Genomic DNA, 15,692 nt, shown 5'->3' with positions numbered 1-15,692 from the left:
GTGGCCGCAGGGTGTCGTCCAAAAGTCAGAGAGGGCATCGATTGCTCAGATGCCCTCTTTGCCTGCCGGCGCCCATCAAACTAACGCCGGCAAAAGTAACGTGTTGTGGGTTTAGTGTATAGCTTTATGCAGGCCTTGTAAATCGTAGACGTCCAGCGCGTCCAGATGGCGCATGCCTTCCACTGCCGCTTCGGCACCGGCGATGGTGGTGAAGGTGGTCACGCGGGCCGCCAGGGCCGAAGTGCGGATCGCTCCGGAGTCGGCAATGGCGTTGCGCTTTTCTTCAACGGTGTTCACCACGAGGGCGATCTCGTTGTTCTTGACCATGTCCACGATGTGCGGACGGCCTTCCACCACCTTGTTGACGGTGGCCACGGGGATGCCGGCTGCGTTGATGGCAGCCGCCGTGCCCTTGGTGGCGACAATCGAGAAGCCCAGCCCAACCAGGTCGCGCGCCACTTGCACGGCACGCGGCTTGTCGCTGTTCTTCACCGACAGGAACACCTTGCCGGACTTCGGCAGCTTCACGCCCGCGCCCATCTGCGACTTCACGAAGGCTTCGCCGAAGGTCTTGCCCACGCCCATGACTTCACCGGTGGACTTCATTTCAGGGCCGAGGATGGTATCCACGCCCGGGAACTTGACGAACGGGAACACGGCTTCCTTGACGCTGTAGTAAGGCGGCACGACTTCGTTCTTGATGCCCTGGCTGTCCAGCGACTGGCCGACCATGCAACGCGCGGCGATCTTGGCCAGCTGCAGGCCGGTAGCCTTGGAGACGAAGGGCACGGTACGCGATGCACGCGGGTTCACTTCCAGCACGAAGACGGTATCGACAGTCTTGCCATCGACTTCACTTTGCTGGATGGCGAACTGCACGTTCATCAGGCCGACCACGTTCAGGCCCTTGGCCATCAGCGCGGTCTGGCGCTTCAGTTCTTCGATGGTGTCCTTGGACAGCGAATACGGCGGCAGCGAGCAAGCCGAGTCACCCGAGTGCACGCCAGCCTGTTCGATGTGCTCCATCACGCCGCCGATGAAGGTACGTTCACCGTCAGAGAGGCAGTCCACATCCACCTCGATCGCATCGTTCAGGAAGCGATCCAGCAGCACCGGAGAGTCATGCGAAACCTTGACGGCTTCACGCATGTAGCGCTCCAGGTCACGCTGCTCGTGGACGATTTCCATGGCGCGGCCACCCAGCACGTAGGACGGGCGCACCACCAACGGGTAACCGATTTCCTGTGCCAGTTGCAGCGCGTCGGCTTCGGTACGGGCGGTACGGTTGGGCGGCTGGCGCAGGCCCAGGTCCTGCAGCAGCTTCTGGAAACGCTCGCGGTCTTCGGCAGCGTCGATCATGTCGGGCGAGGTGCCGACGATGGGCACGCCATTGGCTTCCAGGTCCAGCGCCAGCTTCAGCGGGGTCTGGCCGCCGTATTGGACGATCACGCCGACCGGCTTTTCCTTGTCGACGATTTCCAGCACGTCTTCCAGCGTCACCGGCTCGAAGTACAGGCGATCGGAGGTGTCGTAGTCGGTCGAGACGGTTTCCGGGTTGCAGTTGACCATGATGGCTTCGTAACCATCGTCACGCATGGCCAGCGCGGCATGCACGCAGCAATAGTCGAATTCGATACCCTGGCCGATACGGTTCGGGCCACCGCCCAGCACCATGATCTTCTTCTTGTCGGTCGGGTTGGATTCGCACTCTTCGTCATAGGTCGAATACATGTAGGCGGTATCGGTCGAGAACTCGCCCGCACAGGTATCGACGCGCTTGAAGACCGGACGCACACCCAGCTTCTTGCGCTGTTCGCGCACGGCGGTGTCGGTGGTCTTCAGCAGCTTGGCCAGGCGGCGATCCGAGAAGCCCTTCTGCTTCAGCTGGAACAGGGTCGCCTTGTCCAGCGACTCCAGCGCCACATCCTTTTCCAGCCACAGTTCGATGTCGACGATCTCCTTGATCTGCGACAGGAACCACGGGTCGATGTGGGTCAAACCATGCACTTCTTCCAGCGAGAAGCCTTGGGCGAAGGCGTCGCCCACGTACCAGATGCGATCCGGACCGGGTTCGCCCAGTTCCTTCTCGATCAGTTCGCGGTCGGTGGTCTTTTCGTTCATGCCGTCCACGCCCACTTCCAGGCCGCGCAGGGCCTTCTGGAAGGATTCCTGGAAGGTACGGCCGATGGCCATGACTTCACCCACGGACTTCATCTGGGTCGTCAGGTGCTTGTCGGCCTGCGGGAATTTCTCGAAGGTGAAGCGCGGGATCTTGGTCACGACGTAGTCGATGGACGGCTCGAAGGACGCCGGGGTCGCACCGCCGGTGATCTCGTTGCGCAGTTCGTCGAGGGTGAAGCCCACGGCCAGCTTGGCGGCGATCTTGGCGATCGGGAAGCCGGTCGCCTTGGAGGCCAGTGCCGAGGAACGCGAGACGCGCGGGTTCATTTCGATGACGATCATGCGGCCATCGGCCGGGTTGACCGAGAACTGCACGTTGGAGCCGCCGGTATCCACACCGATTTCACGCAGCACCGCCAGCGAGGCGTTACGCATGATCTGGTATTCCTTGTCGGTCAGCGTCTGGGCCGGCGCCACGGTGATGGAGTCACCGGTGTGCACGCCCATCGGGTCCAGGTTTTCGATGGAGCAGACGATGATGCAGTTGTCCGCCTTGTCGCGGACCACTTCCATTTCGTATTCCTTCCAGCCGATCAGCGATTCTTCGATCAGCAGTTCGGAGGTCGGCGAAGCTTCCAGGCCGCGCTTGCAGATGGTTTCGAATTCTTCGGCGTTGTAGGCGATGCCGCCGCCGGTGCCGCCCATGGTGAAGGACGGACGAATGATGACCGGGAAGCCGATGGTCTTCTGCACCGCCCACGATTCTTCCATCGTGTGCGACACGCCCGAACGAGCCGAACCCAGGCCGATCTTGGTCATGGCCTGCTTGAACTTGGAGCGGTCTTCGGCCTTGTCGATGGCTTCCGGAGTCGCACCGATCAGCTCGACCTTGTACTTGTCCAGCACGCCGTTGCGGTGCAGGTCCAGTGCGCAGTTCAGCGCGGTCTGGCCCCCCATGGTCGGCAGGATGGCGTCCGGCTTTTCCTTGGCGATGATGCGTTCCACCGCTTGCCAGGTGATCGGCTCGATGTAGGTGGCATCGGCCATTTCCGGGTCGGTCATGATGGTGGCCGGATTGCTGTTGACCAGGATGACCTTGAAACCTTCTTCACGCAGGGCCTTGCAGGCCTGGGCGCCGGAATAGTCGAATTCGCAGGCCTGGCCGATGATGATCGGGCCAGCGCCAATGATCAGGATGCTTTTGATGTCAGTACGCTTAGGCATTTTGTTTCTTCTCCATCATCGCCACGAACTTGTCGAACAGGGGAGCGATGTCATGCGGTCCAGGGGATGCTTCGGGGTGGCCCTGGAAGCAGAAAGCAGGTTTGTCGGTGCGCTCGAAGCCTTGCAGCGAGCCATCGAAGAGCGACACGTGGGTCACGCGGCAGTTGGCCGGCAGGGTCGCCTGGTCCACGGCGAAACCGTGGTTCTGCGAGGTGATCATCACCTGCTTGCTGTCCAGGTCCTGCACCGGGTGGTTGGCGCCGTGGTGGCCGAACTTCATCTTGAGGGTCTTGGCACCGGAGGCCAGGGCCATGATCTGGTGACCCAGGCAGATGCCGAAGGTCGGGATGCCGCGCTCGATCAGTTCCTTGGAGGCGGCGATGGCGTAATCACAGGGTTCCGGATCGCCAGGACCGTTGGAGAGGAAGATGCCGTCCGGATTCAGGGCCAGCGCTTCGGCGGCGGTGGCTTGTGCCGGCAGCACGGTGACCTTGCAGCCGCGCTCGGCCAGCATGCGCAGGATGTTGTACTTGACGCCGTAGTCGAACGCGACCACGTGGAATTTCGGGGTGATCTGCTGGCCATAGCCGCGGCCCAGGCGCCATTCGGTCTCGGTCCAGTTGTAGGCCTTCCGGGTGGAAACCACCTTGGCCAGGTCCATGCCGGCCAGGCCCGGGAAGGCGCGCGCCAGTTCCAGTGCCTTGGCGGTCGCCGCAGCGATGTCAGCTTCACCGGCGACGATGGCGCCGTTCTGGGCACCCTTCTCGCGCAGGATGCGGGTCAGCTTGCGGGTATCGATGCCGGCGATGGAGACGATGTTGCCTTCCTTGAGGTAATCCGACAGCGATTGCTGGCTGCGGAAGTTCGACAGCAGGCGCGGCAGGTCCTTGATGATGAGGCCGGCGGCGTGGATCTGCGAAGCTTCGACGTCTTCACGGTTCACGCCCGTGTTGCCGATGTGCGGATAAGTGAGGGTGACGATCTGGCGGCTGTAGCTGGGGTCGGTCAGGATTTCCTGGTAGCCGGTCATCGCGGTATTGAACACGACCTCACCGGTGGTGTTGCCTGCGGCGCCGATGGAAAAACCTTGGAAGACAGACCCGTCTGCGAGCGCGAGGACGGCCGGAATCGCGGGACCGGAAAGAAGAGGCAGCAAGGGTAACTCCTGAGATTGTTACCGCCGCGGCTGGATGACCGGTAGACCTTTGCGCGCCAAACTGACCGGCGCAAACACCCCGACTCATTCGGTACGGAAGCGTGGCTGGGCCTGTTGGGAACGAGGAAGAGGAATGGGTATGCGCTACGGCGGATAAAATTGGCTAAACCGCTCGATTATAGCGCAAAAGCCTCCCTCCGGCAAATCGTAGATTGCCGAAAGTTGGCGTAAATTGCACCGAAATTGCACCGAAACAGCGTGCAAGCAAGGCGGGAACGCCGGCCGGCAAGGCCGCCGGCGTCGAAGGGAAATTACAGGCCCAGGGCAGCGATACCGGCCTTGGCGATCTGCACGTCTTCCGACGACTTCACACCGGAGACGCCGACGGCACCGACGTAATGGCCTTCAACCACCACCGGCACGCCGCCTTCGAGCAGGCCGTCCAGGCCGGGGGCGCTCAGGAAGGAGACACGGCCGTTGTTGATCATGTCTTCGTAGATCTTGCTTTCGCGGCGGCCCAGGGCAGCGGTGCGCGCCTTGGCCGGGGCGATCTGCGAGGAGATCGGGGCAGCGCCGTCCATGCGCTGCAGCCACAGCAGGTGGCCACCGTCATCGACCACCGAGATGGCCACGTTCCAGTTGTTGGCACGGGCTTCGGCTTCAGCGCCGGCAGCGATCTTCTTGACGTCGTCCAGCGACAGGAACGGTTTGGTTTGCATGGTGGCTCCGATAGGCAGAAAAAATTGAACGCTGATTGTACGGCCAGAAAGTCTTTTTTGACATCCCGCCCGGCCAACTCATCTTTCACCAATAGATGAAGATTTTTGCATCAACGCGGCCCTCTCGATCGCTTTTCTCATGCATCAAGGAAACTTTCTGCAAAAACGTAAATCATTTAGCCGAAATATTTTCCTACCCCGTGTAGGAAAAACACTGACTGGGAGAAGCCGCCGAATACCCCGCTTTTGCCCCATAAATGATTTCAGTTTGACAAGCTGGCACGAATCCAGCTTTTGACAAGCCGTAAGATTTACCTTACAGTCCCGCAATCCTATTTTGAGAGGATCCCGATGACCCTACGCCGATCTGACCGAATCCGACGACAAACCGCTCGTGCGTGCGCGCTCGCAGCCGGCCTTTGGATCAGTGCATCGGCCTATTCCGCTGACCTTTCCCTGGCAGCGCAGGATCTTCCCCCTCCCCAAGCCACCTCCCCGCAAGCCCAGCTGCTGATCAGCAAGACCAATCTTGCGATCGCCCGCCTGCAAGACATCACCAACCGCGCCTCCGAACTGGCGACCCAGGCCCTGGCCATGCTGGGCATCAATTACCGCTACGGCGGCAATTCGCCCGATACCGGCCTGGATTGCAGCGGACTGGTGCGTTACGTCTTCAAGGAAGCATGGGGCACCGACCTGCCGCGCACCTCGCTGGAAATCAGCCGCGTGGGCGAGAAGATCGGCAGCGACAACCTGCAGCCGGGCGACCTGGTGTTCTACAACACCTTGCGCCGCGGGTTCTCGCACGTGGGCATCTACCTGGGCGACGGCAAGTTCATCCACTCCCCTTCGGCCGGCGGCCAGGTGCGTATCGAGAGCATGGACGAGTCCTACTGGAAGAAGCGCTTCAATGGTGCACGCCGCATCATCGCAGGTGAAGAAGAGCAGAAATGATCACCATCGCGGTGCAGACCGCATGGCAAAAGGCCGCTGGAGACAGCGGCCTTTTTTTTCGTTCATAGTACGGCCAAAAACGGCCAAGCCGTCAATTCCCGCCAGTCGCCATGAGCTTGAGCTTGCGCTTGATTTCCGGCATGGCAGCGGTGGCGGCCTGTTCGCCAGCCAGGATGGCCACGTTGCGGCTGGCGAAGTCGCTGCCCTTCATCGAACCCAGGCCCGGCTGCAGGACGATGTCGGCGTTCTTCAACTCATACTGGTTGATGGTCTGGCCCATGATGGCGAAGGTCTGCAGCAGCACGTCGATGGAGCTGCTGGAGGCCGCCTGCGCCTCCGGATTGGCCGAGATGTTGACCGCGATCACGAAGTCTGCCCCCATCTGCCGTGCAAAGCGCACCGGCACCGGCGACACCAGCCCGCCATCCACATAGGTGTGGTCGCCGATCCTGACCGACTGGAACACCCCCGGCACCGCTGACGAAGCCCGCACCGCAGTGCCGGCATTGCCGCGCTGGAACAGGATGGGCTGGCCGGTGCGCAGGTCGGTGGCGACTGCGCCGAAGGGAATCTTGAATTTCTCGATGGGGACGTTGTGCACGGCCTTGTTGACGTAGTTCTGCACGCCCTCGCCCTTGAGCACGCCGCTGACCTTGGAGAACAGGGGCACCGACCAGTCCGAGATGGCGGCCTCATCCATGGCCAGCGCCAGCTTCTGCAGGGCGAAGCCATCATTGCCCGCCGCATAGAGCGCCCCGACCAGGCTGCCGGCGCTGGTGCCGGCCACCACATCGACGGTGATGCCCTGGGCTTCCAGTGCCTTGATCACGCCGATGTGGGCAAAGCCGCGCGCTGCGCCGCCGCCCAATGCCAGGCCGATCTTGATGCGGCGTGGCGTCGGTGCCGCCGTGGCGCTGGGCGCAACCGCCGTGCCGGCCGGCGTGGATCCGCTGGCCTCCACGGGCTTGTTGCCAGCACCGCCCGGCAAGAGCGACGAGGTACCGCAGGCAGAGAGAAGAAATACCGAAGCGATGGCCGCAGCCATCAAGCGAGAGGAGAGGCGCATGACGCGAGGGAAAGCAGTGACGAAGCCCGACATTGTACTGCAAGCGCCCTGCCCGTCCGGAGAGCACGGGAGGCGGTGGTGTAGAATGCGGCCCCTGGCTTTTCGATCCGGTCCGGCCCATCCAGGCATCACAGGCAGCATAGGCACATGAATATCGTCATCAACGAAGAACTGAAGCAGTACATCGATCCCCTCACCCCCAACGAGTACGCGGCGCTGGAACGCAGCCTGCTGGCCGAAGGCTGCCGCGATGCGCTGGTGCTGTGGGGCGACGTGCTCATCGATGGTCACAACCGTTACGAAATCTGCAGCAAGTACGATCTGCCTTTCAAGACGATCCAGAACGACAGCTTCGGCTCGCTGGAAGATGTGCTGCTCTGGATGATCGACAACCAGCTCGGCCGCCGCAGCGTCTCGGACTTCCAGCGCGGCATGCTGGCCCTGCGCAAGCGCGACATCATCGCCGCCCGCACCAAGGCTGAGGCCACGCCAGCGAAAAACATCAGCACTGAAGAGAACGAAGGCGCAGCTGCCAGCGATGCGCCTGCGACCAGTGACGATCCCTGGCACGCCGACGACAACACCGGCCGCATCAAGACTCGCGAAGACATCGCCCGCGCCGCCGGCATCAGCAGCGCCACCATCGGCCAGATCGACCGCATCCGCAAGACGGCCGCGCCCGAGCTGGTGGAAGCAGTGCGCAATGGTGCCATCTCCATCAATGCCGCCGCCGCCGTGGCGACCCTGCCCAGCGAGGCGCAGGTCAGCGCCGTGGCCGGGGGCAAGAAGGAATTGCGCGAAGCCGCCAAGAAGGTGCGCGAACAGAAAGCCGCCACCCGCACCCCGCGCGCACCCAAGCCCGATGAGGCGATCACGGAAAACGCCATCCCGCTGGTGGAGGGCCAGGAAAACGAACTCACTGCCACCCTGCGCCGCGAAATCGCCGCCCTGCAGTCGCGCGTGAGCCGCCTGTCGGAAGAGAACCAGGGCCTGCGCGCCGAACTGGCCCTGCTCAAGGGCGCCGCTCCGCAGCAGGACTGAAGCGCCCTCTTTCATGGCCACCTTCACCATCGCCCGGCGCGCCGAGATCGAACTGGAGATCCGCAAGAGCCGCTTCATCGGCATCGTCACGCCGGTGCCCGGCCGCGAAGCCGCCATGCAGGAAATCGCGCGAATGCGCGATGCCCATCGCAGCGCCACCCATGTCTGCTGGGCATTGATGGCCGGGGGCCAGTCCGGCATGTCCGACGATGGCGAACCGTCAGGAACGGCGGGACGCCCGATGCTGGAAGTGCTGCGCCACCACGAGCTCGATGGCGTGCTGGCCATGGTGGTGCGTTACTACGGTGGCGTCAAACTCGGCGCAGGCGGTCTGGTGCGCGCCTATACCGAGGCGATTGCGACTGCGCTCAAGAGTACCGAGCGCACCGAACGCGTGGCCCAAGCCGAGATCGAGATCGGCGTGGTCTATTCCGCCGAGCCGCAGCTGCGCCACTGGCTGGCCCAGCAGAAATACGAATTGCTGGACAGCCGCCACGACACCCTGGCCCATCTTCACCTGCGCTTGCCCGAAGCGGCGCTGTCGCAGGCCGAGGAGGCCATTCGCCGGCTCTCTTCGAACGCCGAGATCAAGCGCATCATCTGATCCATCCGCGCCCGCCGTGCCGCTTCGGGCGGACGCGACCACAGCATGTCGAATTCCGCCACGAGCAGGTGGTAGTCGATTTCCGTCAACGGTGTTGAAGCATTCATGCCACCCTCACCGGTCCCGCGCCACACTGCGCGCCACGAAGATCGCCAGTGCCGGTGCCAGCGTGAACAGCGCCAGCAATACCCAGGCTGCGCGCGCAGTGGCCTCTGCCCCGCCCGCTCCCAGCCCGGCCTGATTGGCCACCAGTCCCGCCAGTGCCGCCCCCAGCGCCATGGCAAACAATTGCACCGTCGTGATGGCCGACGAGGTCAGGTTCTCTTCGCCGGGCTGCGCCGCATGCAGCGCACGGGCCACCAGATGCGGCCAGCCCATGCCGATGCCCAGGCCCGTCGCCCCCAGCGCCAGCGCGATCAGGCCATCGGCCAGCGCGCCAGCGGGCAGCCATTGCGCCGGCATCAAGAACGCCAGCAGCGCCATGCCCAGCGTCATCATGCAGGGGCCGAGCCGGATCATGCGCAAGGCCGCCCGTCCGCTCAGACCCGAACCGCCCAGCGAACCCAGGCTCCAGCCCGCTGCCATGGCCGCCGTCGCATAGCCGGCGCCCAGCGGGTCGTAGCCGTGCAAGCCCTGCAGGAAATACGGCAGGAAGATTTCCACGCAACTGCCCATGACCAGCAAGGTAATGCAAGCCATCACCCCGCCCATCACCGTGCGCGGCCGATAAGCCACGTGCGGCAACAGGTTCGCGCGATGGCCCAGGTCGATGCGCGCCATCCACACAGCCAGCAACACTCCCGCCAGCACGCAGGCCGAGGCCAGCCAGTCATCGTCGGCCTGTGCGGCCAGCGCTACCAGCACTACCGATGACGCCAGCAAGGCGATGCGTCCGAGCGGCACGGCCTGCGCCGGGCCGCTCGCGCTGCGCACCGTCGCCGGCCCCAATTGCCGCCACACCAGCCAGGCCTGTGCGGCAAGCAAGGGCAACAAGGCAAAGAACGCCACGCGCCAATGGCCGCTGGCGGCAAACAGGCCACCGACGGCGGGCCCCAGCAAGGTCGAGACACCCCACATGCCGGACACCAGCGCGATGGCACGCGGCCACATGCGCGGCTCGAACACCAGCGGGATCAGGGCATACGCCAGCGCCGCCAGCAGACCGCCGCCGATGCCCTGCACCGCCCGCCCCGCCAGCATCCATCCCATGCTGCCTGCGCTGCCGCACAGCAAGGCGCCGCTGCCGAACAGCGCCAGCGCCATCAGGTAGGCGGCGCGCGCCCCTATCGCCCCCATGAGCTTGCCGGTCAAGGCGGAACCGGCGATGGAGGCGGCCACGAAGAGCGTCACGTTCCAGGCGTAATACGCCAGGCCGCCGATATCCCGCACCACGGAGGGCAGGATGGTGGTGACGATGTGCACGTTGATCGCATACAGGGCGACCCCGCCGGTCAGCGCGACGGCACGCCAGCGGTGCGGGCCCAGCAGTTCACCCCAGCCGGCCGCAGCCGTTGCGGCGCCTGGGGAAAGGGATGAGGTGGAAGAACGAGTCATGGCAACAGGCCTTTCTCAATGCAGCGGACACGATGCGTGGCCCGGGACCGCATCGACAAGGATGGGACACCGGGATATTATGCAAGTCAATTCTTGCTTAATTACCGCAAATGGTAAGAGCAATTTTTTAATTAAACAAGTAAACACTTGGAAAATATCATGCGCGATGAAAGCTCTGCTGCCGACACCGGCCCCAGCACGGCCGAACGTCTCCTGCTGCGCCTGAAGACACGCGGACCGGCGTCCACCGCCGAACTGGCAGGCGAACTGCAGATCACGCCCGAGGCAGCGCGCCAGCAATTGCAGAAACTGGCGGCAGAAGGCCTGATCTGCCCGCGCCAGGCACAGACTACCGTGCGGGCCGGAAGGCCGCGCCAGGACTGGGAGTTGACCGGTGCCGGCCATCGCCGCTTCCCGGACACGCATGCCCAGCTGACGGTGCAACTGATCGGTTCGATCCGCCAGCTGTTTGGCGAACCCGGCCTGCACAAGCTGATCGACCAGCGCGAGCAGGACATGCGTGCGGACTACCTGCTGCAGTGCGACGGGATCACGGCACCCGGCAAGCGCCTGCAGCGGCTGGCCGAGCTGCGCACCGCCGAGGGCTACATGGCACGGGTGGAAAAGCAAGGAAGGGATTGGTTGCTGATCGAAGACCACTGTCCCATCTGCGCCGCCGCCAGCACTTGCCAGGGATTTTGCCGTTCGGAGCTGCAGCTCTTTGGCGAGGTGCTGGGCGAGGAGTTCGCCATCACCCGGGAGGAGCATCTGCCCGCAGGCGGCCGGCGCTGCGTCTATCGTATCCGGCGCTTGCCCGCGCGCTGAAACGCGGGACTGCCGACACGGCCGGAAATGTGCGAAGATCGCGCTCGCCGCGCCGCCTCGGGGGAGGCCGCACGGCCATCGTCACCATGCCACCGTACCAACGCCAGGGGAAGCCATGCCGCCAGACCAGAGTGATTTCGATCCCGTACTCTTCATCAATGATGGGCCGTCAAAGCCCTTGCTCGACCCCAAGCAATATCCGTACATGTGCAACGACAGGGGCGTGGGCAGCCAGAGCGAGACCCCCGTGGGCGAGCTCATCACGCTGGCACCGGAAGCGCCGGCCCTTGAACGCGGTGCGACCTACCGCGACATCGCCCATTGGCAGCGCACCGTCACACCCAAGGACTGGCCCTCTTACGAGATTACCGAATTCGATTTCCGTGTTCCCGAGGTGCGCTATGAGCCCCTGCCAGCCACCCCGGAGAACGCCCAGGCTTTCGGCGCGACCCTGTTGCGCGACGGCCAATGCCTGCACTTTCCCTTCGACAACCTGGTGATGGCCGACTACACCTATGGCAAGTGGGCCGGCTATGAATCGCCCTACCTGGGCGATGGCCGCAGCCGCGAGCTGCTGACCTGGAACGCCACCGACCTGGAGTATCACGATTTCGCGCACATCTTCTTTTCGCGCGGCCCCGAACCGCTGGTGATCACGGTGGCGCGCTGGCGTCCTTACGTCAATGAAATCAGCCTGGCCGACCTGTGGGTGGAACCGGGCGATGCCCTGGTGATCCCGCCCAAGCGCATGGCCCCGCCGCCCACGCCGGGCATGAGCGAAGAGGAGAAGCGCCTGCTGGTGGTGGACATGCACAACAACCGCAATTCAGCCCAGGCCTGCCGCCGCTATGACGGCCCGCCCGGCCTGTTCACGGTCACGGTGCTGGCCGATGCGGCGGTGATGTCGGCACCGCTGACCCGCCCTTATTATCACGAAGAAAAACAGCCGACCTGGCACGGCATGCTGCGTTAGGGCCTCTTCCGCTTTACTGCTGGCCCAGCTCCCGGTACAGATCATTGGCCCGCATCAGGTGCGCGCGCATGGCGTCGGCGGCGGCATCGCCGTCATGCGCGGCAATGGCGTCGACGATGCGCTGGTGCTCGGCCAGGGTCAGTTCCTCCGCGCCGGGGGCGCGCACCAGGGTGGTGTAGAACTCGCTGGCCCAACGGAACATCGACTCCACCACCGAGGGGAAGATGGGGTTGCCGCTGATGTCGGCGATCTCGCGATGGAAAGCCATGTCGCGTTCGATGAATTCCTCCAGGTTGACCATCGAGGCGCGGTGTGCGGCGATGGCCTCGCGCAGGCGCGCGACCTGCTCCTCGGTGGCGCGTTCGGCGGCCATGCGGGCGGTGCTGGTTTCCAGGAAAACGCGCGCTTCCTTCATATGCCTGAGCATGTCCGGCTTGGTACGCAAGAGATGCTGGGCACCGGCCGCGATCTGGGCGATCAGGCGGTCGGCCGTGGGATCAACCACGCGCGCCCGTTCACCATGGGCAATTTCCACGAAGCCGGAACGCTCCATGGCCTGCAGCGCTTCGCGCACGGCCGGACGGCCCACGCCGTACTGGTCCATCAGGTCGCGTTCGGAAGGCAGCTGGGAACCCGCCGGGAATTCCCCTTGATGAATGCGCGCCATCAGGCGCTCCAGGACTTCCTGGTATAACTTGCGTCGCTGTATCGGTTCCGGCATGGCTGCACTGTCTCAATTGTAGGTTTCGTTGGACGCGCACTCTACCACAATCCCGCGCCAGCACTGTGATTGCGGCCGTCCAACCAACCTCTTCTTTCAGCTGCGCCGGCCCTCCAGCACGTCGCCGAAGAAGCTGCGTGCGCCGACCTGCCCCCCCTTGAGTACCAGCTCCAGTCCGTCGCGTCCCGGATGATCCGACCATGCCCGGCACAAGGGGGCCCCCGGTGCCAGTCCGGCACAGACCGACAGCGCGGCAATATCGAGCGCACTGGCTACCTCGCCCGAGCTGTCGCCGCCGGCAATGGCGATGCGTTGCAGGGGGCTCGCTTCGAGCAGGCGGCGCATGGTGGCCGCCAGTGCCATGCCTACCTTTTGCGCTGCCTCCGGTCGCGTCAGCCCGGCAGCCGCCGCAATCCCGTCAAAGCCGCTCACGCAGGGATCGTCCGGCCCTTCCGCCGAAAACACCAGGGGACTGCGCCGTTCCCGCAGCGCCGCCACGGCGGCCGCGACCAGCCGTGCCAGTTCCGCCTCACGCGTGGCCTCGGACAAGACCGCCGGCAGGTCCATGCGCAGGCACGCGAACCCGTGTTCGCGCGCCCAGCCGATCTGCCCTGCAGTGACCGGCGAGCAGCTGCCGCTGACCGCTGCGATCACCGGCACCGGGCCCGCCTGCGGCAGTCCGGCCTGAGGGGAGATCCAGCCACGCGCACGCCAGTAGGCGGTGAGCGCGTATTGCAATCCGGACGATGAGGCCGTGAAGACGCCCGCCCCGCGCTCTTCCCAGACCAGCCGCCCGGCTTCGCGCAGGGTCTCCTCATCGAGGACATCGATCATCACCACCGGCACATCCTTGCCACGCAAGGAAGGCAGGCGCGCATGCGCGGCCTGGCCCCCCTCGCGCAACTGCAACATGTCCACCAATTCGATGCGGCGTGCCGTCTGGTGCCGCAGATGGCGGCGCAAATCGGCCTCGTCCATGGGCGTGACGGGATGACGGGCCATGGTGGGATGGCGATCGAGCCGGTGGCCCTCACCGTCAACGGCCGCAAACAGGTTCCCAAAGACTTGATAGCGCTTCAGCCGTGGCGCCCCCACGATCATGGGGGAGAAATCGCCCGCCATGTGGCGCACGCCCAGGTCAATGGCGCGGCCAATGGATCCGATGGCCGGCGACGAATCAAAGGTGGAGCACACCTTGTACTGCATCAGCGGCGCACGCAGCGAGGCCAGCGCGGCAAAGGGAGCGGGCAGGTGTTCGTCCATCCACTGCGGCGAACGTCCGCGCGAGGCCCCCGCGATGCCGATGCAGCGCGCCTCGGCAAAGCGCGCCAGCAGCGACGCATCGGGCGTCCGCAAAAACAGTACCGTGGACAAGCCGGCCGCGGTCATCACCTCCATGGCATCGGTGGAGCCGGTGAAATCATCGCCGTAATACGCCAGCAGCAAACCCGGCGGCAGGCCGTCGTGATCGGGCAGCAGGCTCATTTCCAGAACTCCAGCGCCACCTGCAAGGCCGGATGCTTGTCCGCATGCTGCCGCAGCGGCACGCCTTCGACGGCCGCCACCCAGGCCTCGCGCAGCGCCTGCACACCAGCGGCCACGCCTTGCGGATGGCCGAAGATGCCGCCACCGGCGGTATGGATCAGGTCGGCGCAGCCGATGGCCGCATAGGTATCGGCCGCCTGCAGGCCGGTCTGGCCCGAGCTGAACACCGGCATGGTACTGACCATCTCCACCCCCGGCACCACCGGCTGCAGTACCGAGCGCGCAGCGGCAACGACGCTGTCGTCCGGTTCGCTGAACTTGTTGCGCAAGCCATTGACGTGCATGTGGTCGGCCCCGGCAAGTCGCCACAGCTGCTGCCACGGTGCGTAGTCCCAGCCCAGTTGCGGGCTGCGCGTGAGATAGCCCCAGCCGGCGCGGTGCGCATGGATCGGCAACTGCGCATGGCGGCGCAATTCCTGCAAGCCGACCAGGCCGATGGAGTTCAGCACCGCCATCACGCAGGTACCGCCTTCGGCCAGGACCAGGTCGTGGCGGCGGCGCATCTGATCGAGGTCGCCGGTCAGGTTGAAGGCCACCATCACCTTCTTGCCGGTGCGCTCGGCGTGCTCATTGACCACCCGCATCACCGCGCGCACCCGCTCATCGAAGGGACAGCGGCCCCCATCGGCCTGCAATTCATCATCCTTGATGAAGTCGATGCCACCGGCCACCAGTGCGCGCACCTGCTCGACCGTCTCCTCGACCGACAAGCCGATGCTGGGCTTGATGATGGTGCCGATCAGCGGACCGTGGGTCACGCCGGTCAGCTTGCGCGTCCCGGCGATGCCGAAGGCGGGGCCGGGATAGGCCTCCACGAAAGCGCGCGGCAAGCGCAGCCCGGTCAGGCGCAAGCCCGAGACCTGGCGCAGTTCGAACAGGTTGCCGGCCACCGTGGACATCAGGTTGGGCAGCGAGGCGCCGGTGTTTTCCAGCGGCCAGGACAGTTCCAGCCGGCACTGCGTATAGCGCGCGGCGGGCATGCCGCCGGGCAGGCTGGGCGTGGTGCTGTGGCCAAGAATCTCCAGCTGTTCCACCCGCGCGCCGGAGCGCTCCTTCAGGGCGGGCGTTTCGGTGGCCAGGGCCACGAAGGTGCCGCTGGATTGTTCGCCCGCGATGACCTCGGCCGCGCGGGCCGGATCGTCGCCGGTTTCCAGCCAGTAGCTGGCGTAGATGCGTTCCATGCGCGCTC

The 15,692-nt window shown here is 64.7% G+C and carries 13 protein-coding genes; 5 read left to right on the top strand and 8 right to left on the bottom strand.

The features are described 5' to 3' along the window. Window positions 1-111 precede the first annotated feature (111 nt). From carB to ACWFUC_RS11895, 3 genes are all read right to left on the bottom strand, one after another. On the bottom strand, window positions 112-3,345 hold the full coding sequence (gene carB, locus ACWFUC_RS11905) for a carbamoyl-phosphate synthase large subunit (protein WP_489637606.1): 3,234 nt from the start codon (window positions 3,343-3,345) through the stop codon (window positions 112-114). After that, window positions 3,338-4,501, bottom strand: a complete 1,164-nt coding sequence (gene carA / locus ACWFUC_RS11900) for a glutamine-hydrolyzing carbamoyl-phosphate synthase small subunit (RefSeq protein ID WP_008326829.1) — start codon at window positions 4,499-4,501, stop codon at window positions 3,338-3,340. The genes carB and carA overlap by 8 nt, the downstream gene beginning before the upstream one ends. Window positions 4,502-4,812: 311 nt before the next feature. Beyond that, window positions 4,813-5,220, bottom strand: coding sequence for a GlcG/HbpS family heme-binding protein (locus ACWFUC_RS11895; RefSeq protein ID WP_034338629.1), 408 nt, complete (start codon window positions 5,218-5,220; stop codon window positions 4,813-4,815). 351 nt (window positions 5,221-5,571) lie between these two features. Between ACWFUC_RS11895 and ACWFUC_RS11890 the strand changes: the two genes are divergently transcribed. Then, window positions 5,572-6,174, top strand: a complete 603-nt coding sequence (locus ACWFUC_RS11890) for a C40 family peptidase (RefSeq protein ID WP_039788715.1) — start codon at window positions 5,572-5,574, stop codon at window positions 6,172-6,174. Between the two features lie 91 nt (window positions 6,175-6,265). Here ACWFUC_RS11890 and ACWFUC_RS11885 read toward each other — a convergent pair whose 3' ends face one another. Continuing rightward, window positions 6,266-7,240 (bottom strand): patatin-like phospholipase family protein, encoded by a 975-nt coding sequence (locus ACWFUC_RS11885; RefSeq protein ID WP_134221768.1) that lies wholly within the window; start codon window positions 7,238-7,240, stop codon window positions 6,266-6,268. Window positions 7,241-7,387: 147 nt separating this feature from the next. Between ACWFUC_RS11885 and ACWFUC_RS11880 the strand changes: the two genes are divergently transcribed. Both ACWFUC_RS11880 and ACWFUC_RS11875 read left to right on the top strand, forming a co-directional pair. Continuing rightward, the gene (locus ACWFUC_RS11880) at window positions 7,388-8,281 is read left to right on the top strand and encodes a ParB N-terminal domain-containing protein (protein ID WP_489624977.1); all 894 of its coding nucleotides are present in this window, start codon (window positions 7,388-7,390) and stop codon (window positions 8,279-8,281) included. A gap of 13 nt (window positions 8,282-8,294) precedes the next feature. Next, entirely contained in the window at window positions 8,295-8,885 is a 591-nt protein-coding gene (locus tag ACWFUC_RS11875) for an IMPACT family protein (protein WP_034338619.1), read from the top strand. A gap of 114 nt (window positions 8,886-8,999) precedes the next feature. Here ACWFUC_RS11875 and ACWFUC_RS11870 read toward each other — a convergent pair whose 3' ends face one another. Beyond that, a complete protein-coding gene (locus tag ACWFUC_RS11870; protein ID WP_489624976.1) occupies window positions 9,000-10,439 on the bottom strand; it encodes an MFS transporter in 1,440 nt (479 codons plus the stop codon). A 159-nt stretch (window positions 10,440-10,598) separates the two neighbouring features. Between ACWFUC_RS11870 and ACWFUC_RS11865 the strand changes: the two genes are divergently transcribed. Both ACWFUC_RS11865 and ACWFUC_RS11860 read left to right on the top strand, forming a co-directional pair. After that, window positions 10,599-11,264: a helix-turn-helix transcriptional regulator gene (locus ACWFUC_RS11865; protein ID WP_489624975.1), complete on the top strand. Its 666-nt coding sequence runs from the start codon at window positions 10,599-10,601 to the stop codon at window positions 11,262-11,264. A gap of 115 nt (window positions 11,265-11,379) precedes the next feature. Further along, window positions 11,380-12,237 (top strand): hypothetical protein, encoded by an 858-nt coding sequence (locus ACWFUC_RS11860; RefSeq protein ID WP_489637605.1) that lies wholly within the window; start codon window positions 11,380-11,382, stop codon window positions 12,235-12,237. Window positions 12,238-12,250: 13 nt separating this feature from the next. Here the strand turns inward: ACWFUC_RS11860 and ACWFUC_RS11855 are convergent, their stop codons facing one another. The 3 genes from ACWFUC_RS11855 to ACWFUC_RS11845 all read right to left on the bottom strand — a co-directional run bounded on the left by ACWFUC_RS11855 (window position 12,251) and on the right by ACWFUC_RS11845 (window position 15,684). After that, complete coding sequence (locus tag ACWFUC_RS11855) at window positions 12,251-12,958, bottom strand: transcriptional regulator NanR (protein ID WP_121038190.1); 708 nt, start codon at window positions 12,956-12,958, stop codon at window positions 12,251-12,253. Between the two features lie 96 nt (window positions 12,959-13,054). Continuing rightward, window positions 13,055-14,443, bottom strand: coding sequence for a 3-oxo-isoapionate kinase OiaK (gene oiaK, locus ACWFUC_RS11850; protein WP_489624972.1), 1,389 nt, complete (start codon window positions 14,441-14,443; stop codon window positions 13,055-13,057). Next, window positions 14,440-15,684: a ribulose-bisphosphate carboxylase large subunit family protein gene (locus ACWFUC_RS11845; RefSeq protein WP_489624971.1), complete on the bottom strand. Its 1,245-nt coding sequence runs from the start codon at window positions 15,682-15,684 to the stop codon at window positions 14,440-14,442. Before ACWFUC_RS11845 ends, oiaK begins: the two co-directional genes overlap by 4 nt. Window positions 15,685-15,692 lie beyond the last annotated feature (8 nt).

The organism is Herbaspirillum sp. Her4 (assembly GCF_057961335.1).
The sequence above is the reverse complement of the archived record's forward strand: the minus strand, read 5'-3'. Positions and strand labels throughout refer to the sequence as shown.